General features: G+C 70.0%; 25 protein-coding genes. 13 read left to right on the top strand and 12 right to left on the bottom strand.

The annotated features are described in order from the left end of the window. Positions 1–20: 20 nt before the first annotated feature. Positions 21–1,142 (bottom strand): peptidoglycan bridge formation glycyltransferase FemX, encoded by a 1,122-nt coding sequence (femX, locus tag ABZ464_RS14315; protein ID WP_359275794.1) that lies wholly within the window; start codon positions 1,140–1,142, stop codon positions 21–23. 220 nt (positions 1,143–1,362) lie between these two features. Further along, on the bottom strand, positions 1,363–1,677 hold the full coding sequence (locus tag ABZ464_RS14310) for a hypothetical protein (RefSeq protein ID WP_359275791.1): 315 nt from the start codon (positions 1,675–1,677) through the stop codon (positions 1,363–1,365). A gap of 287 nt (positions 1,678–1,964) precedes the next feature. Between ABZ464_RS14310 and rpsF the strand changes: the two genes are divergently transcribed. The 4 genes from rpsF (at position 1,965) to rplI (ending at position 3,677) form a co-directional block, all read left to right on the top strand. Then, on the top strand, positions 1,965–2,255 hold the full coding sequence (rpsF, locus tag ABZ464_RS14305) for a 30S ribosomal protein S6 (RefSeq protein ID WP_007383258.1): 291 nt from the start codon (positions 1,965–1,967) through the stop codon (positions 2,253–2,255). An 80-nt stretch (positions 2,256–2,335) separates the two neighbouring features. Then, a complete protein-coding gene (locus ABZ464_RS14300) occupies positions 2,336–2,935 on the top strand; it encodes a single-stranded DNA-binding protein (protein ID WP_359275788.1) in 600 nt (199 codons plus the stop codon). Positions 2,936–2,975: 40 nt separating this feature from the next. After that, the gene (gene rpsR / locus ABZ464_RS14295; RefSeq protein ID WP_003949403.1) at positions 2,976–3,212 is read left to right on the top strand and encodes a 30S ribosomal protein S18; all 237 of its coding nucleotides are present in this window, start codon (positions 2,976–2,978) and stop codon (positions 3,210–3,212) included. An 18-nt stretch (positions 3,213–3,230) separates the two neighbouring features. Then, the gene (gene rplI, locus ABZ464_RS14290) at positions 3,231–3,677 is read left to right on the top strand and encodes a 50S ribosomal protein L9 (protein WP_055633673.1); all 447 of its coding nucleotides are present in this window, start codon (positions 3,231–3,233) and stop codon (positions 3,675–3,677) included. A 109-nt stretch (positions 3,678–3,786) separates the two neighbouring features. Here the strand turns inward: rplI and ABZ464_RS14285 are convergent, their stop codons facing one another. Continuing rightward, positions 3,787–5,124: an MATE family efflux transporter gene (locus ABZ464_RS14285; RefSeq protein WP_359275785.1), complete on the bottom strand. Its 1,338-nt coding sequence runs from the start codon at positions 5,122–5,124 to the stop codon at positions 3,787–3,789. 459 nt (positions 5,125–5,583) lie between these two features. Between ABZ464_RS14285 and dnaB the strand changes: the two genes are divergently transcribed. The 3 genes from dnaB (at position 5,584) to ABZ464_RS14270 (ending at position 9,621) form a co-directional block, all read left to right on the top strand. Continuing rightward, complete coding sequence (dnaB, locus tag ABZ464_RS14280) at positions 5,584–7,056, top strand: replicative DNA helicase (RefSeq protein WP_359275782.1); 1,473 nt, start codon at positions 5,584–5,586, stop codon at positions 7,054–7,056. 213 nt (positions 7,057–7,269) lie between these two features. Continuing rightward, entirely contained in the window at positions 7,270–8,106 is an 837-nt protein-coding gene (locus ABZ464_RS14275; protein WP_359275779.1) for an alpha/beta hydrolase, read from the top strand. A 129-nt stretch (positions 8,107–8,235) separates the two neighbouring features. After that, on the top strand, positions 8,236–9,621 hold the full coding sequence (locus ABZ464_RS14270) for a serine hydrolase domain-containing protein (RefSeq protein ID WP_359275777.1): 1,386 nt from the start codon (positions 8,236–8,238) through the stop codon (positions 9,619–9,621). 71 nt (positions 9,622–9,692) lie between these two features. On the opposite strand, the gene ABZ464_RS14265 is transcribed toward ABZ464_RS14270, so the two are convergent. The 3 genes from ABZ464_RS14265 to ABZ464_RS14255 form a co-directional block, all read right to left on the bottom strand. Beyond that, the gene (locus tag ABZ464_RS14265) at positions 9,693–10,145 is read right to left on the bottom strand and encodes a GNAT family N-acetyltransferase (protein ID WP_359275774.1); all 453 of its coding nucleotides are present in this window, start codon (positions 10,143–10,145) and stop codon (positions 9,693–9,695) included. A 33-nt stretch (positions 10,146–10,178) separates the two neighbouring features. After that, on the bottom strand, positions 10,179–10,643 hold the full coding sequence (locus tag ABZ464_RS14260) for a MarR family transcriptional regulator (protein WP_359275772.1): 465 nt from the start codon (positions 10,641–10,643) through the stop codon (positions 10,179–10,181). Positions 10,644–11,000: 357 nt separating this feature from the next. Next, a complete protein-coding gene (locus ABZ464_RS14255; protein ID WP_359275770.1) occupies positions 11,001–11,867 on the bottom strand; it encodes a GNAT family N-acetyltransferase in 867 nt (288 codons plus the stop codon). A 189-nt stretch (positions 11,868–12,056) separates the two neighbouring features. Between ABZ464_RS14255 and ABZ464_RS14250 the strand changes: the two genes are divergently transcribed. Both ABZ464_RS14250 and ABZ464_RS14245 read left to right on the top strand, forming a co-directional pair. Continuing rightward, positions 12,057–12,689 carry a haloacid dehalogenase-like hydrolase gene (locus ABZ464_RS14250; RefSeq protein WP_359275767.1) on the top strand — a complete coding sequence of 211 codons (633 nt, stop codon included), beginning with the start codon at positions 12,057–12,059 and terminating at the stop codon, positions 12,687–12,689. A gap of 258 nt (positions 12,690–12,947) precedes the next feature. Next, entirely contained in the window at positions 12,948–14,705 is a 1,758-nt protein-coding gene (locus ABZ464_RS14245) for a globin domain-containing protein (protein WP_359275764.1), read from the top strand. Positions 14,706–14,726: 21 nt separating this feature from the next. Here ABZ464_RS14245 and ABZ464_RS14240 read toward each other — a convergent pair whose 3' ends face one another. The 5 genes from ABZ464_RS14240 to ABZ464_RS14220 all read right to left on the bottom strand — a co-directional run bounded on the left by ABZ464_RS14240 (position 14,727) and on the right by ABZ464_RS14220 (position 18,476). Next, positions 14,727–15,209: an NUDIX hydrolase gene (locus ABZ464_RS14240; protein WP_359275761.1), complete on the bottom strand. Its 483-nt coding sequence runs from the start codon at positions 15,207–15,209 to the stop codon at positions 14,727–14,729. A gap of 99 nt (positions 15,210–15,308) precedes the next feature. Next, entirely contained in the window at positions 15,309–16,214 is a 906-nt protein-coding gene (locus ABZ464_RS14235; protein WP_359275759.1) for a LysR family transcriptional regulator, read from the bottom strand. A gap of 231 nt (positions 16,215–16,445) precedes the next feature. After that, positions 16,446–17,603: a cystathionine gamma-lyase gene (locus ABZ464_RS14230; protein WP_359275756.1), complete on the bottom strand. Its 1,158-nt coding sequence runs from the start codon at positions 17,601–17,603 to the stop codon at positions 16,446–16,448. Further along, positions 17,600–18,091: a low molecular weight protein-tyrosine-phosphatase gene (locus ABZ464_RS14225; protein WP_359275755.1), complete on the bottom strand. Its 492-nt coding sequence runs from the start codon at positions 18,089–18,091 to the stop codon at positions 17,600–17,602. The genes ABZ464_RS14230 and ABZ464_RS14225 overlap by 4 nt, the downstream gene beginning before the upstream one ends. 7 nt (positions 18,092–18,098) lie before the next feature. After that, the gene (locus tag ABZ464_RS14220) at positions 18,099–18,476 is read right to left on the bottom strand and encodes a phage holin family protein (protein ID WP_359275752.1); all 378 of its coding nucleotides are present in this window, start codon (positions 18,474–18,476) and stop codon (positions 18,099–18,101) included. Positions 18,477–18,534: 58 nt separating this feature from the next. Between ABZ464_RS14220 and ABZ464_RS14215 the strand changes: the two genes are divergently transcribed. The 4 genes from ABZ464_RS14215 (at position 18,535) to ABZ464_RS14200 (ending at position 20,849) form a co-directional block, all read left to right on the top strand. Continuing rightward, entirely contained in the window at positions 18,535–18,852 is a 318-nt protein-coding gene (locus tag ABZ464_RS14215) for a cupin domain-containing protein (RefSeq protein WP_055635821.1), read from the top strand. Between the two features lie 155 nt (positions 18,853–19,007). Further along, positions 19,008–19,220 carry a DUF5326 family protein gene (locus ABZ464_RS14210; protein WP_359275750.1) on the top strand — a complete coding sequence of 71 codons (213 nt, stop codon included), beginning with the start codon at positions 19,008–19,010 and terminating at the stop codon, positions 19,218–19,220. A gap of 200 nt (positions 19,221–19,420) precedes the next feature. Continuing rightward, positions 19,421–20,302, top strand: a complete 882-nt coding sequence (locus ABZ464_RS14205) for an IclR family transcriptional regulator C-terminal domain-containing protein (protein WP_359275747.1) — start codon at positions 19,421–19,423, stop codon at positions 20,300–20,302. Between the two features lie 100 nt (positions 20,303–20,402). Further along, complete coding sequence (locus ABZ464_RS14200) at positions 20,403–20,849, top strand: SsgA family sporulation/cell division regulator (RefSeq protein ID WP_059202881.1); 447 nt, start codon at positions 20,403–20,405, stop codon at positions 20,847–20,849. Positions 20,850–20,959: 110 nt separating this feature from the next. Here ABZ464_RS14200 and ABZ464_RS14195 read toward each other — a convergent pair whose 3' ends face one another. Continuing rightward, a complete protein-coding gene (locus ABZ464_RS14195; protein WP_359275744.1) occupies positions 20,960–22,651 on the bottom strand; it encodes a YibE/F family protein in 1,692 nt (563 codons plus the stop codon). Positions 22,652–22,696: the final 45 nt, after the last annotated feature.

The following is a 22,696-nucleotide window of genomic DNA, read 5'->3' as shown; positions in this document are numbered from 1 at the left end:
GGGAAGGGGGAGGTGTGACGTCAGCGGCGCGACATGTAGATGTCGAGCGCCTTGTGGAGCAGCTTGTTCAGCGGGAAGTCCCACTCGCCGAGGTACTCGGCCGCCTGGCCGCCCGTGCCGACCTTGAACTGGATCAGACCGAAGAGGTGGTCGGTCTCGTCCAGTGAGTCGGAGATGCCGCGCAGGTCGTAGACGGTGGCGCCGAGCGCGTAGGCGTCGCGCAGCATCCGCCACTGCATGGCGTTGGACGGGCGGAACTCACGGCCGATGTTGTCGGAGGCGCCGTAGGAGTACCAGACGTGGCCGCCGACGATCAGCATGGTCGCCGCGGACAGGTTCACCCCGTCGTGGCGGGCGAAGTACAGCCGCATGCGGTTGGGGTCCTCGCTGTTGAGGGCCGTCCACATGCGCTGGAAGTACGACAACGGGCGCGGCCGGAAGTGGTCGCGCACGGCCGTGATCTCGTACAGCCGCTGCCACTCCTCGAGGTCGTGGTAGCCGCCCTGGACGACCTCGACCCCGGCCTTCTCGGCCTTCTTGATGTTGCGGCGCCACAGCTGGTTGAAGTTCTTGTGGACCTCTTCGAGGGAGCGGTTCGCCAGCGGCACCTGGTAGACGTAGCGCGGCTGGACGTCGCCGAAGCCGGCGCCGCCGTCCTCGCCCTGCTGCCAGCCCATCCGGCGCAGCTTGTCGGCCACCTCGAAGGCGCGCGGCTCGATGAAGTCGGCCTCGATGTCGCGCAGCCGCTTCACGTCCGGGTTCTGGATGCCCGCCTTGATGGACGTGGCCTCCCAGCGCCGGATGATCACCGGCGGGCCCATCTTCACCGAGAACGCGCCCTGCTGCTTGAGGTGCGCGAGCATCGGCTCCAGCCACTCGGTCAGATTCGGCGCGTACCAGTTGATGACCGGGCCCTCGGGCAGATAGGCGAGGTAGCGCTTGATCTTGGGCAGCTGACGGTAGAGGACGAGACCCACGCCGACCAGCTCGCCGGTCCGCTCGTCGAACCAGCCGAGGCTCTCCGACCGCCACTCCGCCTTGACGTCGGCCCAGGCCGGAACCTGCATGTGGCTCGCCGAGGGCAGGCTCTGGATGTACGCCAGATGCTGCTCGCGGCTGATCGTCCTCAGGGTCAGGCTCATTCGGGGTGCTCCTCGGGCTGGTGTGTCCCCATGGGTACAGGGGCTCCGGCTCTCGCCGAAGCCTACTGCGCCGTGCGCAGGGGCCGACTGGGCGTACGGCACCTTCGCCCCGGCCAGTTGGGGGGTCGGGGCGTTACGTCAGGGTTCGTAGGCGTCCTACGTGTCCCGCGGCGCGGACGGTGTGCGTGGTGCGGTGTTGCGCCGGCCGAGGTGGCTCAGGTCACCACAGGCTGCCGAAGAGGCCGCCGTGTGCCATGCCGAGGAAGAAGCCGACGCCGGAGGCGCCGAGACCCAGGATCAGACCGAAGCGCTGGCGGGTGGTCTCGGAGATCCACTGGCCGTACGCGCCGGTCAGGATCCCCACCAGACCGGTCCAGGAGCTGAGCAGGTGGAGGCTGTCGAACTGCGCCGTGACGAAGGACACGACTCCCAGGACCAGGGTCACCACCATGAGGGTGTCCTGGACGGGATGGGGCTTTCCATCGGTGGCGAAGAGAGATCCGACTCCGGTGTTGGGTCGCAATGCCTGTGCCATGGGGCACCTCCTGCGGAAGACGGCGCACTGTAGCGCCATACACACCCGATGTGTACAGATTGGCTGCCCTCGGGGCCGGATTTCAACCGGAAGCAGGTGTGCAGGTAGTCTGTACCCTCTGCACCGGTGTCTGCCCAGGCACAGCCAGGGACTCCGCCCAGATCAGAGCGGGGACGTCGGCATCCGACCCCCGATTGTCAGTGGCGGCCGATACCGTTGCGTACGCATCACAACCCTCCTGCCACGGAACGACCGTGGCCGCTGAGTCCGAAGGAGGTGGGTTCCACATGCGTCACTACGAGGTGATGGTCATCCTCGACCCCGATCTGGAGGAGCGCGCTGTCGCCCCCCTGATCGAGAACTTCCTCTCCGTCGTCCGTGAGGGCAACGGCAAGGTCGAGAAGGTCGACACCTGGGGCCGTCGTCGTCTCTCGTACGAGATCAAGAAGAAGCCCGAGGGCATCTACTCGGTCATCGACCTGCAGGCCGAGCCTGCGGTCGTCAAGGAGCTCGACCGCCAGCTGAACCTGAACGAGTCGGTCCTCCGGACCAAGGTCCTCCGCCCCGAGACCCACTGAGCTTCCCGCTCAGCCGATCTCGGGACTCTGAGTAGCAGCACAAGCAGCCAGCAGCAGCAAACCCGCCGAGAGGTTCCCCCATGGCAGGCGAGACCGTCATCACGGTCATCGGCAACCTTGTCGATGACCCCGAGCTGCGCTTCACCCCCTCGGGTGCGGCGGTCGCGAAGTTCCGTGTCGCGTCCACCCCCCGCACCTTCGACCGTCAGACGAACGAGTGGAAGGACGGCGAGAGCCTGTTCCTGACCTGCTCGGTCTGGCGTCAGGCGGCGGAGAACGTCGCCGAGTCGCTCCAGCGAGGCATGCGCGTCGTCGTGCAGGGCCGGCTGAAGCAGCGGTCCTACGAGGACCGTGAGGGTGTCAAGCGCACGGTCTTCGAGCTGGACGTCGAGGAAGTCGGCCCCAGCCTGCGCAACGCCACGGCCAAGGTCACCAAGACCAGCGGTGGTGGCGGTGGCGGACGCGGTGGCCAGGGCGGTTACGGCGGCGGTGGCGGCCAGGGTGGCGGCGGCTGGGGCGGCGGCCCCGGCGGCGGTCAGCAGGGCGGCGCTCCGGCCGACGACCCGTGGGCGACCGGCGCTCCCGCCGGTGGCAACCAGGGCGGCGGCAGCGGCGGTGGCTGGGGTGGAAACTCCGGCGGCGGCAGCGGCGGCGGCTACTCGGACGAGCCCCCCTTCTAGGGCTCGCATCCCCACTTCTTGATCACACAGGAGAAACACCATGGCGAAGCCGCCTGTGCGCAAGCCGAAGAAGAAGGTCTGCGCTTTCTGCAAGGACAAGGTCACGTACGTGGACTACAAGGACACGAACATGCTGCGGAAGTTCATTTCCGACCGCGGCAAGATCCGTGCCCGCCGCGTGACCGGCAACTGCACGCAGCACCAGCGTGACGTCGCCACGGCCGTCAAGAACAGCCGTGAGATGGCGCTGCTGCCCTACACGTCCACCGCGCGCTAAGGGAAGGGTGACCGACACATGAAGATCATCCTCACCCACGAGGTCTCCGGCCTCGGTGCCGCCGGCGAGGTCGTCGACGTCAAGGACGGGTACGCCCGTAACTACCTGATCCCGCGGAAGTTCGCGATCCGCTGGACCAAGGGTGGCGAGAAGGACGTCGAGCAGATCCGTCGTGCTCGCAAGATCCACGAGATCCAGACCATCGAGCAGGCCAACCAGGTGAAGGCCCAGCTCGAGGGCGTCAAGGTCCGCCTGGCCGTCCGCTCGGGCGACGCCGGCCGTCTCTTCGGTTCCGTCACCCCGGCCGACATCGCTTCCGCGATCAAGGCTGCCGGTGGCCCCGAGGTCGACAAGCGCCGCATCGAGCTCGGCACGCCGATCAAGACCCTGGGCGCCCACGAGACGTCCGTGCGTCTGCACCCCGAGGTTGCCGCCAAGGTCAACATCGAGGTCGTCGCGGCCTGATCGCGCGTCCGGCGTGAACAGCTTCGGCTGAACAGCCTCGGCTGAATCGCTGAGAAGGGGCCGCACCCACCCAGGGTGCGGCCCCTTCCGCATGTTTCACGTGAAACAGTCAGCGGGTCGCGCCCGTCACGAGCCAGCGGCCCGAGAGGGTCCGCAGCCAGAGCGTCACCATCCGCACCGTCATCATCAGCGTCATGGCGCCCCACAGCGCGGTGAGACCACCTCCGAGGACGGGGATCAACAGCGCCGCGGGAGTGAAGACCGCGAGGGTGAGCACCATCGCCCAGGCGAGATACGGCCCGTCCCCCGCGCCCATCAGTACGCCGTCCAGGACGAAGACGATCCCGGAGACCGGCTGGGACAACGCCACCAGGAGCAGGGCGGGCAGCGCGGCGTCCTTCACCCCGGCATCGCTGGTGAACAGCGGCAGGAAGACGGGTCGGGCCAGGATGACCAGAAGCCCGAGTACCAGGCCGGCGGCGATGCCCCACTGGACCATGCGGCGGCAGGCGTCCCGGGCGCCATGGGCGTCGCCCGCACCGAGGTACCGGCCGATGATGGCCTGGCCGGCGATCGCGATGGCGTCGAGGGCGAAGGCGAGCAGGCTCCACAGGGACAGCGCGATCTGGTGCGCCGCGATGTCCGCGTCGCCCAGACGGGCCGCTACGGCGGTGGCGATCATCAGGATCGCCCGGAGAGAGAGCGTACGGACCAGCAGGGGGACGCCGGCCTGGGCGGACGCCCTGATGCCGGCGGCGTCGGGCCGCAGCGAGGCGCCATGACGGCGGGCTCCCCGGATCACCACGGCCAGGTAGACCGCGGCCATGCCGCACTGGGCGATGACCGTCCCCCAGGCGGAGCCGGCGATCCCGAGGCCGGCGCCATAGACCAGGCCTGCGTTGAGAACGGCGTTGGCGACGAAACCCGCGACCGCCACGTACAGCGGCGTTTTCGTGTCCTGCAGTCCGCGCAGCACTCCGGTCGCGGCCAGCACGACGAGCATGGCCGGTATCCCGGCCACCGAGATCCGCAGATAGGTGGTCGCGTAGGGGGCGGCGGTGTCCGAGGCTCCGAAGAGTTCCACGAGTGCCGGGGCCGTGGGCACGACGGCGGCGACCACGGCGGCGCCGAGCAGTAGAGCCAGCCAGATGCCGTCCATGCCCTGCCGGATCGCCGAGGTGAGGTCGCCGGCTCCCATACGGCGGGCCACGGCGGCCGTGGTGGCGTAGGCGAGGAAGACGAAGACACTGACGGCCGTTGTCAGAAGGGCGGAGGCGATGCCCAGCCCGGCGAGCTGGGCGGTGCCCAGGTGGCCGACGATGGCGCTGTCGGCCAGGACGAAGAGGGGCTCGGCGACGAGCGCGCCGAAGGCCGGGACGGCCAGTGCGACGATCTCCCGATCGTGCCGGTGCCGGGTGGCCCTGGGGGGCGCGGGAGCCTGTGTCATGGGCATCAATCTAATCGTCCACAGGTAAGAGATGCAATTGCATTGTGACCCTTACCTCTCGTTGCGTTGCGTGTCGTTTCCCCCCTCGTTCGAGACGATCTTGCGCTGACCGGGAAAGTTTTTCTTCTGCACAGCCGGTGGATCGGAAAGATGCAGGTCAGGGGCTGTCGGCAGGAAAAGAAGAGGGCTTGTTCACAGGGCTTTCCACCGGGTCGTGCACAGGTTTTGCGGAGTTGTCCACAGCATCCGGGCCGTCGTCCACATGGCCTGTGGATAACCAGATTGGCTGACGGTGCCCGCGGGCCTACCGTGGTCCGGCGCCCGCTCCGTCCACCGGCCGGTGGAACCCGCACAAAACCGACGCGCCTGAACCGGAGTTGGGCCTCTCAATTGTCAGTGCCGTGCCGTAGAACTGAGGTCACGGCGAGGTCCGCTCGGCGGACGGGAGGAGGTGGCTCGGTGAGCATTTCCGAGCCCTTGGACGACCCGTGGGCCGAGAGTGGATCCAGTGATCGTCTGCCCCCCGCCCGCCGCCGTGGGGACGGCGGCCGAGGTCGCGACGAACAGCACGACCGGGGCCGGGACAGCGGTGAGTGGGAGGGCGGCTCCACCTTCGAGCGCGTCCCGCCGCAGGACCTCGACGCCGAGCAGTCCGTCCTCGGCGGCATGCTCCTGTCCAAGGACGCCATCGCCGACGTCGTCGAGATCCTCAAGGGCCACGACTTCTACAAGCCTGCGCACGAGACGATCTACCAGGCGATCCTCGACATCTACGCCAAGGGCGAACCGGCCGACCCCATCACGATCGCCGCCGAGCTCACCAAGCGCGGCGAGATCAACAAGGTCGGCGGCGCATCGTATCTGCACACCCTCGTCCAGACGGTGCCGACGGCGGCCAACGCCGAGTACTACGCCGAGATCGTGCACGAGCGGGCGGTCCTGCGCCGCCTGGTCGAGGCCGGCACCCGTATCACCCAGATGGGATACGCGGGCGACGACGACGTCGACGAGATCGTCAACCGTGCCCAGGCCGAGATCTACGCGGTCACCGAGCAGCGCACCAGCGAGGACTACCTCCCGCTCGGCGACATCATGGAGGGCGCGCTCGACGAGATCGAGGCGATCGGCTCGCGCAGCGGCGAGATGACCGGTGTGCCCACCGGCTTCACGGACCTCGACTCGCTCACCAACGGTCTGCACCCGGGCCAGATGATCGTCATCGCCGCGCGTCCCGCGATGGGCAAGTCGACGCTCGCGCTGGACTTCGCACGGGCCGCGTCGATCAAGAACAACCTGCCCAGCGTCATCTTCTCCCTCGAAATGGGCCGCAACGAGATCGCGATGCGTCTGCTGTCCGCCGAGGCCCGGGTCGCCCTGCACCACATGCGCTCCGGCACCATGACGGACGAGGACTGGACCCGGCTGGCGCGCCGGATGCCCGAGGTGTCGTCCGCGCCGCTCTTCATCGACGACTCCCCGAACCTGTCGATGATGGAGATCCGCGCGAAGTGCCGTCGGCTCAAACAGCGCAACGACATCAGGCTCGTCATCATCGACTACCTCCAGCTGATGCAGTCCGGCGGCAAGCGCTCCGAGAGCCGCCAGCAGGAGGTCTCCGACATGTCCCGTAACCTCAAGCTCCTGGCGAAGGAGCTCGAGGTCCCGGTGATCGCGCTCTCCCAGCTCAACCGTGGCCCGGAGCAGCGGACGGACAAGAAGCCGATGGTCTCCGACCTGCGTGAGTCCGGGTCCATCGAGCAGGACGCCGACATGGTGATCCTGCTGCACCGCGAGGACGCCTACGAGAAGGAGTCCCCGCGCGCGGGCGAGGCGGACATCATCGTGGGCAAGCACCGTAACGGCCCGACGGCCACCATCACCGTCGCCTTCCAGGGCCACTACTCCCGCTTCGTGGACATGGCACAGACCTGATCGACGCCTGTAGCTTCTCAATCGCCTTCCTATTGGCACTAGGTTAAAACTAGGACCCCAAGGATCTTAGGAGCGTGCATGGCGCGGGCCGGGCTGACAGCGGAGCGGGTGACCATCGCGGGCGCAGAGCCGGCGGACGTCCTGGACCCGCGCGCTCGATGGCCTGCACACCCTCCTGGAGCACTGGCCCCCGTCCCGAGAAGGAGACTCCTCATGACCGCCCCGACCATCGGCAGCCTGCGTGTGAACGGCGCGACCCTGCACTACGAAGTGCGAGGCCAGGGCCCGCTCCTGCTGCTGATCCCCGGAGGGACGGGCGGCGCGGCATCCTTCGACGGCATCGCCGACGACCTGGCCGCCGCATACACGGTCGCGACCTACGACCCGCGCGGCATGTCCCGCAGCAAGCTGGACGACCCCGACGCTGAGCAGCAAGTGGCCGAGCATGCCGATGATGCGTTCCGGATGCTTGAACTGCTGTCGCCCGGTGAGCCCGCCCGAGTATTCGGCGCCAGTTCGGGCGCGATCGCCGCCCTGCACCTGCTCACCGCCCACCCCGAACGCATCGCACGTGTCGTGGCGCACGAGCCGCCCGTGGTGGAGGTCCTGCCGGACGCGGCTGAACACCGCGCACTCATCGCACACGTGCAGGACACGTTCCGCACCCAAGGGCTCATGCCGGCGATGGCCGTGTTCGCCGCGGGCCTGAAGAAGGGCGGCGACACCACCGAGCCGAAGGCCGAGCTCAGACTTCCGCCCCAAGCAGCGGCGCGGGCCGAGCAGACGATGGCCAACCTGCCGTACTTCGTCGGGCGGATCGTGCCGGGCTTCATGTCCTACGCGCCGGACATTCAGCGGCTGGAGGCGCTGTCGGACCGGCTTGTGCTCGCATGCGGCGAGGACTCACGCGGCGAGCTGCCCTACCGTCCGGCCGCTTTCCTGGCCGAGCGTCTCGGCATGGAACTCCAGCACTTCCCCGGCGGGCACATTGGACTGACCACACACCCCGCCGAGTTCGGCGAACTCCTGCGGAAGGCCCTCCGTGCCTGAACCCACTAGCCCTGGCCAACCGCGCGGAAGCCCGTCAAAGGCACTGACACCCATGACAGCGAACCGGAGAACCTACGGCCCGGGTGAAATGAATTCGACGCCGGGCGCGCGGACGGGTGCACTGGGCCCATGACGACACCTCAGGAAGAGCTGCTTCCCGGCACCCGGCGTGCGCTGCTGCACCGGATCGCCGTGGCCCAGGCCGACGGGCGCGCGCCGTCGCTCGTCGCCGCGGTCGTACGGGACGGGCGGGCCGTCTGGCACGGGGCGCGGACCTCGGTCGACGGGCACGCGCCGGACGAGTACGTGCAGTACCGGATCGGCTCGATCACCAAGACCTTCACCGCCGTTCTCGTGCTGCGGCTGCGCGACGAGGGAGCGCTGGACCTCGAGGACCCGCTGGAGAAGCACCTGCCCGGCACGGGGGCGGGGGAGCTCACCATCGCCCAACTGCTCGCCCACACGGGCGGGTTGGCGGCTGAGACGCCCGGACCGTGGTGGGAGCGGACACCGGGCTCGCTGCGACCGGAGCTCGCCGATGTCCTGGGCGAGGGGACGGCCCTGCATCCGGCAGGCCGGCGTCACCACTACTCGAGCCCTGGCTACGCCGTGCTGGGCGCCCTCGTCGAGAAGCTGCGCGGAGCGTCCTGGGAGGACGTACTCCGGCGTGAAGTGCTCGAACCCCTGGGCCTGGACCGTACGAGCGTCCGACCGCAGGCGCCTGCCGCGGGTGGCTGGGCGGTGCATCCCTGGGCCGATGCGATGCAGCCCGAACCCCTCGAGGAGTACGGGCCGATGGCGTCGGCCGGCCAGCTCTGGTCCACCACCGGGGACCTCGCGCGGTTCGCCGCCTTCCTGATGCGGGGCGACGAGCGCGTGCTGAGCGTGCAGACCCTGCGGGAGATGGGGACGCCCGCGGCGCCGGCCGAGGTCTCCGATCTCGCCGACGGAGCCACGTACGGACTCGGGATGCAGATCCAGCACCGGGACGGGCGGGTACTCGTGGGCCACTCCGGCTCGGTCCCGGGCTTCCTGGCCAGCCTCACCGTCGCCGTGTCGGACGACGTCGCGGCCGTGGTCCTCGCCAACTGCACGTCCGGCCCGCTGCTGGGGCAGGTGGGCGCCGATCTGGTCCGCCTCGTCGCGGAGGCCGAGCCGCGGATCCCGGAGCCGTGGCGGCCGCTGCGGGAGGTCGACCGTTCCGTACTGGAGCTGGCGGGTCAGTGGTACTGGGGGACCAGTCCCAGCGTCCTGCGGGTCACGGCCGACGGGCTGGTCTCCCTGGGGCCGCTGTCCGGCGGTGGGCGCCGCTCACGGTTCCGGGCGAACGGGGACGGCACCTGGACGGGTCTGGAGGGCTACTTCGCCGGAGAGGTTCTGCGGCCCGTACGGCGGCCGGACGGGACCGTGGACCACCTGGACCTCGGGTCGTTCGTGTTCACACGTCAGCCGTACGAGGAAGGAGCCGCTGTCCCCGGTGGGGTGGACCCGGAGGGGTGGCGGGGGATCGGCTGATCGCCCGGCCGTGGAAGAGGCGCCATGTTTCACGTGAAACATGGCGCCTTGGTCATGGAGAGAAGTGGCCCTCAGAGCTGCAACTTGAAGCCCACATGTGAGGCCTCGAACCCCAGCCGTTCGTAGAAGCGGTGGGCGTCGGTGCGTGTGACGTCGGAGGTGAGCTGTACCAACTGGCAGTTCTCCCGCCGGGATTCCTCGATCGCCCACTCGATGAACCGTGTGCCCAGACCGCTGCCGCGTTCGTCCGCGTGCACGCGGACCCCCTCGATGACCGATCGCGTGGCACCGCGACGGGACAGGCCGGGGATGATCGTCAGCTGCAGAGTGCCTACGACCCGCCCTTCACGGACGGCGACGACCAACCGCTGGTTCGGATCGGCCGTGAGCCGCTCCAGCGCGCTCCGGTACGGCGCGAGGTCGTCCGGTGACTCCCGCTGTGCGCCCAGCGGGTCGTCCGCGAGCATCCCGACGATCGCGGGGATGTCCTCGGAGACGGCGGCGCGGATGTCGAGATCTCCCATGGCCGCACCCTACGCATGGCGGGAGGGCGCGCTCTACGCGGCGGCCGGCACCTTCAGCGTCTCCACGACGTGTACCAGCGGCGCCAGTTCGGGGTTCTCGGCGGCTTCGTCCAGAGCCTCGCGCAGCGCGGCGTCGTTGGTCGGCCGGGCCTCGGCGAGCAGGGCGAGGCCCGCCCCGGTGACGTCGGTGTAGATGCCGCGGCGGTCGGTGGGGCACAGATAGCGCTCCAGGAGGCCGCGGTCCTCGAGCCGGGTGACCAGTCGGGTGGTGGCGCTCTGGCTGAGGACGACCGCGTCGGCGACCTGCTTCATCTGTAGATGGCCCCCCTCGCGGTCGTGCTGGCGGCTGAGCACGTCGAGCAGGGAGTATTCGCGCACGCTCAGGTCGTGCCCGTTCTGCAGGGCGCGCTCGATGTGGGCCTCGATCCGCCCGTGCAGCAGGGAGAGGGCGCACCAGCCCTGGGCAAGCGCGGTGAGCGCGGAGTCCGTCGCGGTCATGGGCGTTCTCCTCGGTCCCGGAGCGGCTGACACCAGGGTAGAGCAGTACCGCAATAGTCAGCGTCTCCAGATAACCCGCGTCTGCAACTATTGGGGTCACGTAAAGCGCACCTGCAATCGTCCGGGAAGGTCCACCCCCATGCCGACGGCCGGCTTCCTCGTGACGGGCTACGCGCTCGGCGTCATGTTGGGCGCCCCGCTGATGACCGTCCTCGGCACCAAGGTCCCCCGCAAGCGCCACTGAACCTCGCGAGCCCGCACGTCAGCCCCCCCCCGCTGACTCGCGCGGTAGGGCCCCGTATGCGCCACCGCCGCCGTGGAGGCGCCGGCCTGACGTCCGGCCGGTGAAGCGGTGGGTCAGCCGGCCGCCACGGTCAGCGGCGCGAAGCGTCGGCTCCAGTCGCCGGGCAGCTCGGCGATGCCGTACGTCATCACCGCGTTGAAGGCGACGGACTCCAGACCCCGGCACTTCACCCACGCCAGCAGCTCCTCGTGCCGTACGTCGATGTCCGTGCGCAGCGGCCGGTCGGTGTGGGCCGCGAGGGAGGCCAGCAGGGCCTTCGCCGTCTCCGTGTCCCGGGCGATCAGCGGACCCACCACATGCGTGGCCATGTTCGGCCAGGCGGCTGCGTAGCCGATGATCCGGCCGCCGTCCTCGGCGACCCGCAGCTGGTCGGCGAAGGCGGGCAGCCGCGTGATGACATGCGTGCGATCCGCGCCGAACACCTCCTCGTCGAGCCGGAGGATCGCGGACATGTCCTCGGCGGTGGCCGCACGGGTGGCGACATCCGACGGCGGGCCGTCCGGGGTGAAGTGCCCGCACACCATCTCCGCCCGGCCCGTGGTCTTGAAGCCGAGCTCCTCGTACAGCGGGCGGCCGTTGGGGGTGGCGTGCAGCGTCAGCGGGGCCGGGCCCATCGCGCCGACGACGTGTCGCATCAGCCGGCGGCCGACGCCTTGCCGGGCGTGCCGCTCGGCGACCAGCACCATGCCGATCGCCCCGAGCGTGGGACGGTCGGGCGCACCGTACTCGGTGACGATGCAGGCGGTGACCAGACCTCCGGCGGGGTCGTCGATGCCGTACCCCTTTCCGGCGGAGAGGAGGAGGCCCCACTTGTGCTCCTCGCGCGGCCACCCCCGGTCCTCGGACAAGTCGGCGCAGGCGGTGAGGTCGCGGTGCGTCAGACGGCGGATGGGCAGAGCGGCGAGGGAAGGAGTCGGCACGCGGGTCAGGCTGTCCGACCGGCGCCCCTCCCGTCCACCTGTTTCCCCCGGGACGCAGGCGCTTTTGGCCATGTCGTCGTCAACCACACAGGGCACCGGCAGCAGGTTCTGAAAGCAGGCGACGGCGAGAGGGCGCATGCCGCTGTTTCACGTGAAACAGCGGCAACCCGTCCCGGTTAGCCTCGGCCCATGGCGAGACTGCATCCCTTCGACCTCGACGGCACCCTGCTGCACGGAACATCCGCGCCACGGGAGATCTCGCGCCAACTCGGTCTGGAGGCCGAGGCGGTGGCGCTGGACCGAGCGGCGTCCGAGGGGCGGATCCAGCCGCCGGAGTACGCGCACCGGGTCCACGCCCTGTGGACGAGCCTCACCGAGGCACATGTGACGGCGGCGTTCGAGGGCGCTCCATGGCTGGCGCGCATCCGTGAGGTCTGGGCGGAGATCGGCAGCCGAGGGGAGTACTGCGCGGTCGTGTCGCTCTCACCCTCCTTCTTTGTGGAAAAACTCACGGGCTGGGGCGCCCACGCGGCCCATGGATCCCGTTTTCCCGCTCTTCCTTTCACCGAGCCGGTGGATCCGGCGGGAGTGCTCAGCGCCGCGGCGAAGGTGGTGATCGCCGATCGGTTGTGCGCGGAGTTCGGAGTGACACGGGAGGACTGTGTCGCGTATGGCGACTCGCTCTCCGACAAAGACCTGTTCGAGGCTGTGCCGGTCTCCGTGGCGGTCAACGCGGACCGTCATCTGGCGAGCCTCGCGACCCATTCCTACGCGGGGAAGGATCTGTGGGATGCCTATGAATTGGTGCGTCACGCCCGGTAGTTGAGGGAATCGTCGCTTCACGCCCCGGCTGCTTTCCAGGGGAGGGATGGGGGACTTGTGCGGCCCACCGCGGCCGGTATGGTCGACTCCGGTTCGCTTTCGGAGTGAGAGGCGTGCGGGGCTGGGCGCACAAGACCGAAGACCCGCATTTCCGGTGTGCGCGTTGCCTGTGTGCGTGCGGAACCGAACGGAAAAGCAAGCCGTTTGCGGGGGAAGCAGGCACCTTCCGAGCCGGGAAGTGCGCAGACCGACCGAAAGATGTTCGAGGCGAGGCAGACCATGGACGCTCCGACCACCAAGTCGGCCGACAACGGCACGTCCGGCGGCGGGGAAGGATGGTTCTCGCCGCGTAAACAGCCCGATCCGGCCGTCGGAGGATCGCAGGGGGCGTCGGACGGCCGCCGCCTGGCCGCACTGCGCCCGGTGGGCCGTGGCACGCCCCAGGCCGACCGGGACTCCCGGCGGGCCGACGGCGACTCGCCTCAGAACGCTCCCCTGGACGCAGGACAGGGCCGGGACGCGGATGCGGGGCGGCGGCCGGAAACGGGGTCACAGAGCCCCTACGGCCCGTCAGGCGCCCCTGTGGTGCCGATGGCGGCCCCAGCGCCGGTCGTGGGCCCTGACGCCCTCGGACAGCCCCCAGCGCCGCAGGACCCGCAGCCTCCCGCCGATCCCCGCGCTCCCCTCCAGGCCCCACAGCCCGTCCCGGCGCGAGCGACCATGCCGGCCGAGGCACCTCCGCAGCGGGTCGCGCCGGCCGCCCCCTACCTGCCGGGGCCGACCGAAGCCCCCAAACCCTCGGTGACGCGCCCCTCCGCGCCCGCCGAGGCCCCGCGGCCCTTCCCGGCCACCGATCCCGTGGTCCCCGCCCAGCGTCCGGCCCCCGCCCCCGCCCGGGAGGCCTCTCCGGACGCCGTCCTCATCCGTCGGACCATGGCCGAGGTGGGCCCGGTCGCCGACAAGGTCACCTCGTACTTCTACGCCCTGCTGTTCGTCCGCCACCCCGAACTGCGCCCGCTCTTCCCGCCGGCGATGGACGCCCAGCGCGACCGGCTGCTCAAGGCGCTGCTGACCGCCGCCGAGCACATCGAGAACACCCCGGTCCTCGTCGAGTACCTCCAGAACCTCGGCCGTGGCCATCGCAAGTACGGCACCCGGGCCGAGCACTACCCGGCCGTCGGCGAGTGCCTCATCGGCGCGCTGAACAAGTACGCCGACGCCGTCTGGGACGCCGAGACCGAAGCCGCCTGGATCCGGGCGTACACGACGATCTCGCAGGTCATGATCGACGCGGCGGCCGCGGACGAGTTGCGCGCTCCGGCCTGGTGGCAGGCGGAGGTCGTCTCCCACGACCTCAGGACGCCGGACGTCACCGTCCTCACCCTCCGCCCCGACCAGCCGTATCCCTTCCGCGCCGGGCAGTACGCGAGCCTCGAGACACCGTGGTGGCCGCGGATCTGGCGGCACTATTCGTTCGCTTCGGCGCCCCGGTCCGACGGCCTTCTGACCTTCCATGTGAAAGCGGTCCCGGCCGGCTGGGTCTCCAACGCCCTGGTGCACCGCGCCCGGCCCGGCGACGTCGTACGGCTCGGACCGCCGGCCGGCTCGATGGCCGTCGACCACACCCGGGACAGCGGGCTGCTCTGCCTGGGCGGCGGCACCGGCATAGCGCCCATCAAGGCGCTGGTCGAGGACGTGGCCGAGCACGGCGCTCGCCGTCCGGTCGAGGTGTTCTACGGCGCCCGCAGCGACCACGACCTGTACGACATCGACACGATGCTCAGGCTGCAGCAGGCACACCCGTGGCTGGAGGTCCATCCGGTGGTCGACCGGGACGGTCTGCTCCAGCTGCCCGACGCCATCCGGACCTTCGGGCCCTGGACCGCGTACGACGCCTATGTCTCGGGTCCGCCCGGCATGATCCGCAGCGGAGTGGACGCCCTGCGCGGTGTCGGCTTCCCCGTGGAGCGCATATGGCACGACTCGGTCGAGGAGCTCGTCGCCTCCGGCAGCTGACGACGGAGCGGGCCTACGGACTCACCCGAGATCGGGCGCGTGCATGGCCCGTACGCCCTCGATGTTGCCGTCGAGGTAGTGGCGCAGCGACAGCGGCACGAGATGGACGGACGCGATGCCCACCCGGGTGAACGGCGCCCAGACGATCTCGTACTCCCCGGCGGGCTCGTCGACCTCCGGGCCGTGCCGCAGGGAGGGGTCCATGGACTCCAGACGGCAGACGAAGAAGTGCTGCACTTTGACGCCGGTCGCGCCGCCGTCCTCGCCGATGTGCTCGACGGTGTCGACGAAGCAGGGAACCACATCGGTGATCTTCGCGCCGAGCTCCTCGTGCACCTCGCGGTGCAGGGCGTCGACGACGGTGGCGTCATCCGGTTCGACGCCGCCACCAGGCGTGACCCAGTACGGGTCCACCCCGGGCTTGGTGCGCTTGATCAGGATGAGGTCGTCGCCGTCCAGCAGAACGGCACGGGCGGTGCGCTTGACCACAGGTCGGACGGTCATGGGAGAAATGTGGCCCCGCATGTTCCACGTGAAACATCGCGAAACGTCACCGGGGGAGCGCACTCGGTGATGCCGCCGGGAAGTCCTCTCGAAGTCCGCTCAGCACCACTCGGCAGCCGCCCCCAGCAGCCATTCGTGGGCGCGTGCGACATGCGGCATCGCCAGGGTGCCGGTCCGCACCGCCAGCACATACGTCCGCAGCGGCGGCACCGCGGGCTCGTGCGGCGCGACGACGTCACCGCGCTCCAGGGCGGCCGCGCACAGATAGCGGGGCAGCACCGCGAGCCCGGCGCCCGCGACGGCGCAGGCGAGCACGGCACGCAGGTCGGGAACGATCACGGTGCCGGAGGCGGCGGGGCGGGAGTCGAAGACGGAGGCCCAGTAGCGGGAGACGAGCGGCAGCGACTCGTGCACCTCGACGACCGGGAGGTTCTCCAGCGCCGAAGCGCCCTTGCGGCGCAGTGTCCCCGGGTCGATCCGCTCCACCCACTGAGGGGCGGCGATCAGGACGTGCTCCTCGTCGCACAGCGGGGTGGCCGTGAGCAGGGCGCCGCGTGGCCGTGCCGTGCTGATGGCGAGGTCGGTGTGGCCGGCCGCGAGTCCTTCGAGGACCTCCTCGGCGGTGCCGAAGGAGACGCGCAGAGCGAGTCCCTGACCGTCCTCGCCGGTTAGCTCGGTGAGGGCCGGCAGGGCCCGTTCGGCGGTGAACTCGGGGGGCCCGGCGAGGTGCAGGGACCGCAGGGAGGACGCGTCGTCGAGGCCGGTCCCGGTGATCTCCACCAGGGCGTCGAGGTGCGGGGCGGCCTTGTGGGCGAGCTCGTCCCCGATGGTCGTCGGGGTCACCCCGCGCGCCTGACGCAGGAACAGGGGGCGGCCCAGCTGCCGTTCCAGCGTGCGGATCTGTGAGGTGACGGCAGGCTGGGACAGGCCCAGCAGGGCTGCGGCGCGGGTGAAGGAGCCGGCCCGGTGCACGGTCACGAAGGTGCGCAGCAAGGCCAGATCCACGGGGCGTCCTCCTGCCTCTACCCGCCTTCGTCCCGGCTCGGGGGCAGGGTTCACCTATAAATATGTCGATAGGTCTCTGTCGCTACTGTGATTGGACACTGACACAGAGTCAACTAGCCTTGTTCGCGCGGTTCTTCGCGCGCAGAACCGAGGACGGTCCGAGCCACGAGGGGGGAGGCTCGGACCGTCCGTCGCACCGAGGGGGACACCACGAGGGCGTCCGTAAACCGGTCATGACGCCGACTCCCCCAGCGCACGCAGCACATCCGCCACCAGGTCCTCGGGGTCCTCGGCGCCCACCGACAGCCGGATGAAGCCCTCCGGCACCGCGTCGCCGCCCCAGCGCCCACGCCGCTCGGCGGTGGAGCGCACTCCGCCGAAGCTGGTCGCGTCGTCCACGAGTCGCAGCGCCTGAAGGAAACGCTCGGCACGCGCACGCGTGGGCAGCGTGAACGACACCACGCACCCGAAGCGCCGCATCTGCCGGGCGGCCACCGCGTGGGCGGGATCGTCGGAGAGGCCGGGATGGCGCAGCCCGGTCACCTCAGGCCTGCCCCGCAGCGCCTCGGCGACGGCCAGCGCACTGGCGGCCTGCCGGTCGACGCGCAGCTGGAGCGTGGCGAGAGAGCGGTGCGCCAGCCAGGCCTCCATGGGCCCGGGGATCGCCCCGACGATCTTCCGCCAGTGTCGTACGGCGGTCATCGCCTCGCCGGCCCGCCCGGTGACATATCCGAGGAGGAGGTCGCCGTGCCCCGTGAGCTGCTTGGTGCCGCTGGCCACGGAGAAGTCGGCGCCGAGCTCCAACGGGCGCTGTCCCAGCGGCGTCGCGAGCGTGTTGTCGACGGCCACGAGGGCGCCACGCGCGTGTGCCGCCTCGACGAGCCGCCGGATGTCGCACACGTCGAGGCCGGGGTTCGACGGCGACTCGATCCACAGCAGCCGGGCGCCGTCGAGGGCGTCGAGCTGGGCGTCGCCGCCGGTCGGGGCCGTCCGCACCTCGACGCCGTACGCCTCCAGCTGGGCGCGTACCAGGGGCAGCGCCTGGTAGCCGTCGCTGGGCAGGACGACGGTGTCGCCCGAGCGCGACTGGGAGAAGAGCAGCGCCGAGATCGCGGCCATGCCGGAGGCGAAGGCGAGCGTCTCGACGTCGTCCCGCCCCGGTGCCTCCAGCTCGCCGATGGCCCGCTCCAGCCGGGTCCAGGTGGGGTTCTCGTCGCGGCCGTAGGTGTACGGCCCGGTCGGCTCGCCCGGCAGGTGGTAGTGCGCGGCGAACACCGGGCCCGGCAGGGTCGGTTCGTACTTCACCGGCTCGGGCAGCCCGGCCCGTACCGCGCGCGTGCCCTCCCCGGCGTCCCCGGGGAGGCCTTCGGGTGGGGCGGAGTCGCTCATGCCCGTCGTCCTTCCAGTTCCTCGCGTACGGCGGTCAGCAGGCCGACGGCCGCCGCCTCCACCATCCCGAGGCACTCCTCGAAGCCGTCCCGGCCGCCGTAGTAGGGGTCGGGCACGTCGAGGTCGTCCCGGGCCGCGGGGTCGTAGGAACGCAGCAGACGCACCTTCCCGGCGTCCTGCGCGGTGGGCGCCAGGCGGCGCAGGGCCTTGAGGTGTCCGGCGTCCAGGGCGAGCACGAGGTCGAGGCGGGCGAACCAGGACGGCCGGAACACCCGGGCCGTGTGGTCGAGGGCGTAGCCGTTCTGCTCCAGGACGGAGAGGGTGCGCGGGTCGGCGCCCTCGCCTTCGTGCCAGTCGCCCGTGCCGGCGCTGTCGACCTCGACCAGCCCGTCGAGACCGGCTTCGGCCACCCGCGCGCGGAAGACCGATTCGGCCATCGGCGAGCGGCAGATGTTGCCGGTGCAGACGAAACAGACGCGGTAGGTCATCGAGGGCTCAGTCCCCGTCGGGCAGGACGACGTTGAGCGCCCAGGAGACGACGGAGACGATCAGGCCGCCGCCGATCGCGGTCCAGAAGCCGTCGACGTGGAAGCTCAGGTCGACCACGTCGGCCAGCCAGGAGGTCAGCAGCAGCATCAGGGCGTTGACGACCAGGGTGATCAGACCGAGGGTCAGGATGAACAGCGGGAAGGTCAGCACCTTCACGATCGGCTTGACCAGGAAGTTCACCAGGCCGAAGAGCAGGGCGACGACCAGGAGGGTGACGATCTCCTTGCCCTTGTCGGCACCGGACAGGGTTATGCCGGACAGCGCCCAGACGGCGACCGCCAGGGCACCCGCGTTGGCGATCGTCTTGACTACGAAATTCTTCATGTGTCTGATCGTGGCAGAGAGATCGGCAACGGGCACCGGGCGAGGGCGGACAAACACGATGAAGGCATTCCGGTTGGACGAGCTGGAGGCGGAGCGGGCCTCCAACGACGGGGCCTACCTGCAGTTTCTGCGGGAGCGGAACATGTCCGTGGGCCTGTACGCGCTCAACGCCGGGGAACACGATCCACAGAACCCGCACAACCAGGACGAGGTGTACTTCGTCGTCAGCGGCCGTGCCTCGATCACCGTCGGGCTGGAGACCACCCAGGTCGCGCGCGGCAGTGTGGTGTACGTCCCGGCCGGCGTGGCCCACAAGTTCCACCACATCAGCGAGGACCTGCGGGTTCTGGTGGTGTTCTCTCCGCCTGAGGCCTGATCCGGCGCTCCGGGTTCCCTAGGGGATCGATCAGGGGAGGACAAGGGGCGCCGGGCCCCCGCCGGACCCCTTCGCGGACCTAGCATCGACGGCAGGACATCGGAAGCATCCGGACTCACAGGAGTTCGGGCCGGACGAGGACAAGGACGAAGGCGATGCGAGAGATCTTCGCGGGACTGCCGTGGTGGGTGAAGTGGGTGGCGGTGCCGGTCATCGCCCTGGTCGTCTTCGGCGGCCTGATAGCCAACGTCGTGGGTTTCCTGGTCTGGCTCCTGTTCAAGGTGCTGATCTTCGTGGCCCTGGTCGGTGGACTGGTCTACGTCGTACGGAAGTTCATGGCGGGTTCCTCCTCGCGCGGAGACTGGTGACTGGCACGGGAGGACGCTGAGCGGTAACAGGAATCACCTGTTCCCTCGGCTGGGGGAAGTTTCGGGCAGGGCCGGTTCCCGGGCGGTGGCGGGCGGTTAAAGTCCGGAACTCGACGCGGGGAAGAACCCCGCGAGCGGCGTACACCCCCCTCCCGTGTCTCCCCGCACGGGCCGCCCCCTCGCGCTTCGGGAGTGACCCCTTGGCCCTGGTCGACACCGCATCCCCGGAACCCCACGCACCCTCCGCCCCGCGTGCCCCCACGCCCCCGCTCCAGCGCCCTTCGGGCACGGGACTCCCCGAGCAGCCCCGTCCCGCGACGACGCAGCCGAACCCCGCCATGACGCTGATCGGCTCTGTGCAGCGCGCGATGCGTCTGCTGGAGTCCGTCGCCGAGCACGAGTACGGCGCTCCCGCCAAGCAACTGGCCCGGGAGACCGGCCTCGCGCTCCCCACGGCCTACCACCTGCTGCGCACCCTCGTGTACGAGGGCTATCTGCGCCGGGACAAGGGGCTGTTCTTCCTCGGCGAGGCGGCCGAGCGGCTGGCCAGTAGCGGAGCCGAGCAGAAACGTCGCAGCACGGTCGCCGACACCCTCGCCGAGTGGCGTGATTCGATCGGTGTCCCCGTGTACTACGCCCGTTACCGTGACGGCGAGATCGAGATCATGTGTGTCTCCGACACCCCCGGCAATCCGGCGGTGCAGGAGTGGGCCGACTTCCGTGAGACCGCGCACGCCCACGCCATCGGGCAGTGTCTGCTGTCCCAGATGGACGAGTCCGCCCGCCGTGACCACCTGGACCGCCATCCCGTGCAGTCGATCACCCCGTACACCGTGCGTGACGACCACACCCTGCTACGACGCCTGGAGCGAACCCGGCGCATGGAACCGGTCGTGGAGAGGCAGGAATACGCATTGGGCACGGTGTGCGCCGCGGTTCCGATCACCGTGGGCGCCACGGTGGCGACGATGGCCATCTCCCTGCCCGCCCGTCAGGCCGACCGGCTGCTCCCGGCGGCACGGCAGTTGCAGAGCCAGATCGGGAGCAAGTTGGGGTCAATCGCGATCTCTATCAGTATGTGAAAACTCACTCCTTGTGATCTGTTGTGTACGTTCAGCAAGATGCGGTGCAGTGTCAGGGGTTGATTACCGGCCATTCGACGGCAAATGACGGGGTAACGCGATGCGCGAGTCCGTACAGGCAGTTCAGGCAGAAGTCATGATGAGCTTCCTCGTGTCCGAGGAGCTCTCGTTCCGCATCCCGGTGGAACTGGGCTATGAGTCGCGCGATCCCTATGCCGTACGGCTCACCTTCCACCTTCCCGGTGACGCGCCGGTGACCTGGGCGTTCGGGCGCGAGCTGCTGATCGACGGGGTGGGCAGGCCGTGCGGGGAGGGGGACGTCCGGGTCTCGCCCGTGGACCCCGATGTGCTCGGCGAGGTGCTGATCCGGCTTCAGGTGGGAGGTGACCAGGCGCTGTTCCGGTCCTCGGCGGCTCCGCTGGTGGCCTTCCTGGACCGCACCGACAAGCTGGTCCCGCTGGGCCAGGAGGGTGCGCTCGCCGACTTCGACGCCCATCTCGACGAGGCGCTGGACCGGATCCTCGCGGAGGAGCAGAGCACCGGCTGACAGGCCGACGGCCGGCACTGGCGGAACGCTTCGCCAGGGGGGTGGGGCCGCGCAGGAACGCTTCTTCTTTCAGGGGTGCGGGCGCTTCTCCGGCGCCCGCACCCCTGTCGTCAGTGCTTGCGCCGTCTCCCCCGGCCGCCGCGGGGCTGGGCGGGGCCTGCCGCCGGCGCGCCTGCCGGAGCCATTTCGGGCGCCGGTGCGGCCGCGGCCGCCGTGCCCGGTTCCGGGCGGTCGGCCGCGACCACGAGAGCCGCGAGGGCGGTGGTGACCGGCACCGACGCCACCAGGCCGATGGAGCCCACGAGAGTGCGCACGATCTCCTCGGCCACCAGCTCGCTGTTGGCGACCGTGCCGACGCTGCTCTGCGCGATCGAGAAGAGCAGCAGCAACGGCAGGGCGGCACCGGCGTAGGCGAGGACGAGTGTGTTGACCACGGACGCGATGTGGTCGCGGCCGATCCGGATGCCGGCCCGGTACAGCCCGCGCCAGCCCATCGCCGGGTTGGCCTCGTGCAGCTCCCAGACCGCGGACGTCTGGGTGACCGTCACGTCGTCGAGGACACCGAGCGAGCCGATGATGATGCCGGCGAGCAGCAGACCGCTCATGTCGATCGACGGGTACAGCCCGTGGATCAGACCGGTGTTGTCGTCCGTGTTGCCGGTGAGCGCGGCCCAGTCGATGAACCAGGAGCCGAGGAAGCCGATCAGCATCAGCGAGATGAGGGTGCCGAGCACGGCGACGGACGTACGGGCCGACAGGCCGTGGCACAGATACAGGGCGATCAGCATGATGGCGCTGGACCCCACCACGGCCACGAGCAGCGGGTTCGATCCCTGGAGGATCGCGGGCAGGATGAAGAAGTTCAGGATCATGAAGCTCACGGCGAGCGCCACCAGCGCCATGACACCGCGCAGCCGCCCGACGACCACGACGGCGACCGCGAAGATGACGGCCAGCACCGTCATCGGGATCCGGCGGTTCACATCGGTGACCGAGTACTGCAGGTCCTTCGGCGCCGAGGGTTCGTAGGCGACCACGACCTTCTCGCCCTGCTCCAACTGCCGTGACTGGTCCGGCTGGACGATCTCGGTGAACGTACGGCCCTGGTCGTCGCCGGTGTCCACGCGGATCGTGGCCTTCTTGCAGGTGCCGTTCGCCTGCTGCACGGCGGAGGAGCCCTCGGCGGTGGAGGTGTCGCCGGTCGGGGTGCCACCGGAGGCGTTCACCGACTGACAGCTCACCTTGACGACCTTGGTCACCGTGGCGTGCTGTGTCTGCCGGTCGAAGCCGACGCCGGTGCGCTGGTGCGCCGGGGCGCCGCCGGGCCACAGCACCACGAGCCCGACCAGCACCGCCGCACCGAAGGGGATGAGGATGGCGGCGATCACCTTGCGCAGATGCCGGGAGACGGGGGCGGCCGGACCGTGGCTGTGGCTGTGCCCATGCCCGTGTCCGTGCCCGCCTCCGGAACCGGATCCCTGTCCATGGCCCGGAGCGTGCGCAGCACCATGGCCGTGCTCGTGCTCGTGCTCGTGCCCGGGGTGCCCGGGGTGATTGGGGTGCCCGGGGTGATTGGGGTGCCCGGCGTGCCCGGAGTGGGGATCCTGGTGCTGCCGCCGGCCACGCTCGGCCTCGTGACCGCGGTCGAACCCACCGGGGAATCCGAAGTCGCGGTCGTCCTCGGGTCCTTGTACGGGCCTGCCCTGCGGAGCGTTCGCAGGTCCCGGACCAGGGCCGCCACCGGCGCCGGGCCTGCGAGGCGGCTCGCCGGGCGGATACGGGGGCTGGTGTGTCGTGGTCACCGCCCGATCATCGCAAGAACGGCAGAGGCCCACTGTTCACCGCGC

The organism is Streptomyces sp. NPDC005820, assembly GCF_040630255.1.
In the GTDB taxonomy this organism is placed as follows: Bacteria; Actinomycetota; Actinomycetes; order Streptomycetales; family Streptomycetaceae; genus Streptomyces.
Note: the sequence above shows the minus strand (reverse complement) of the source record. Positions and strands in the feature narration are given on the sequence as shown.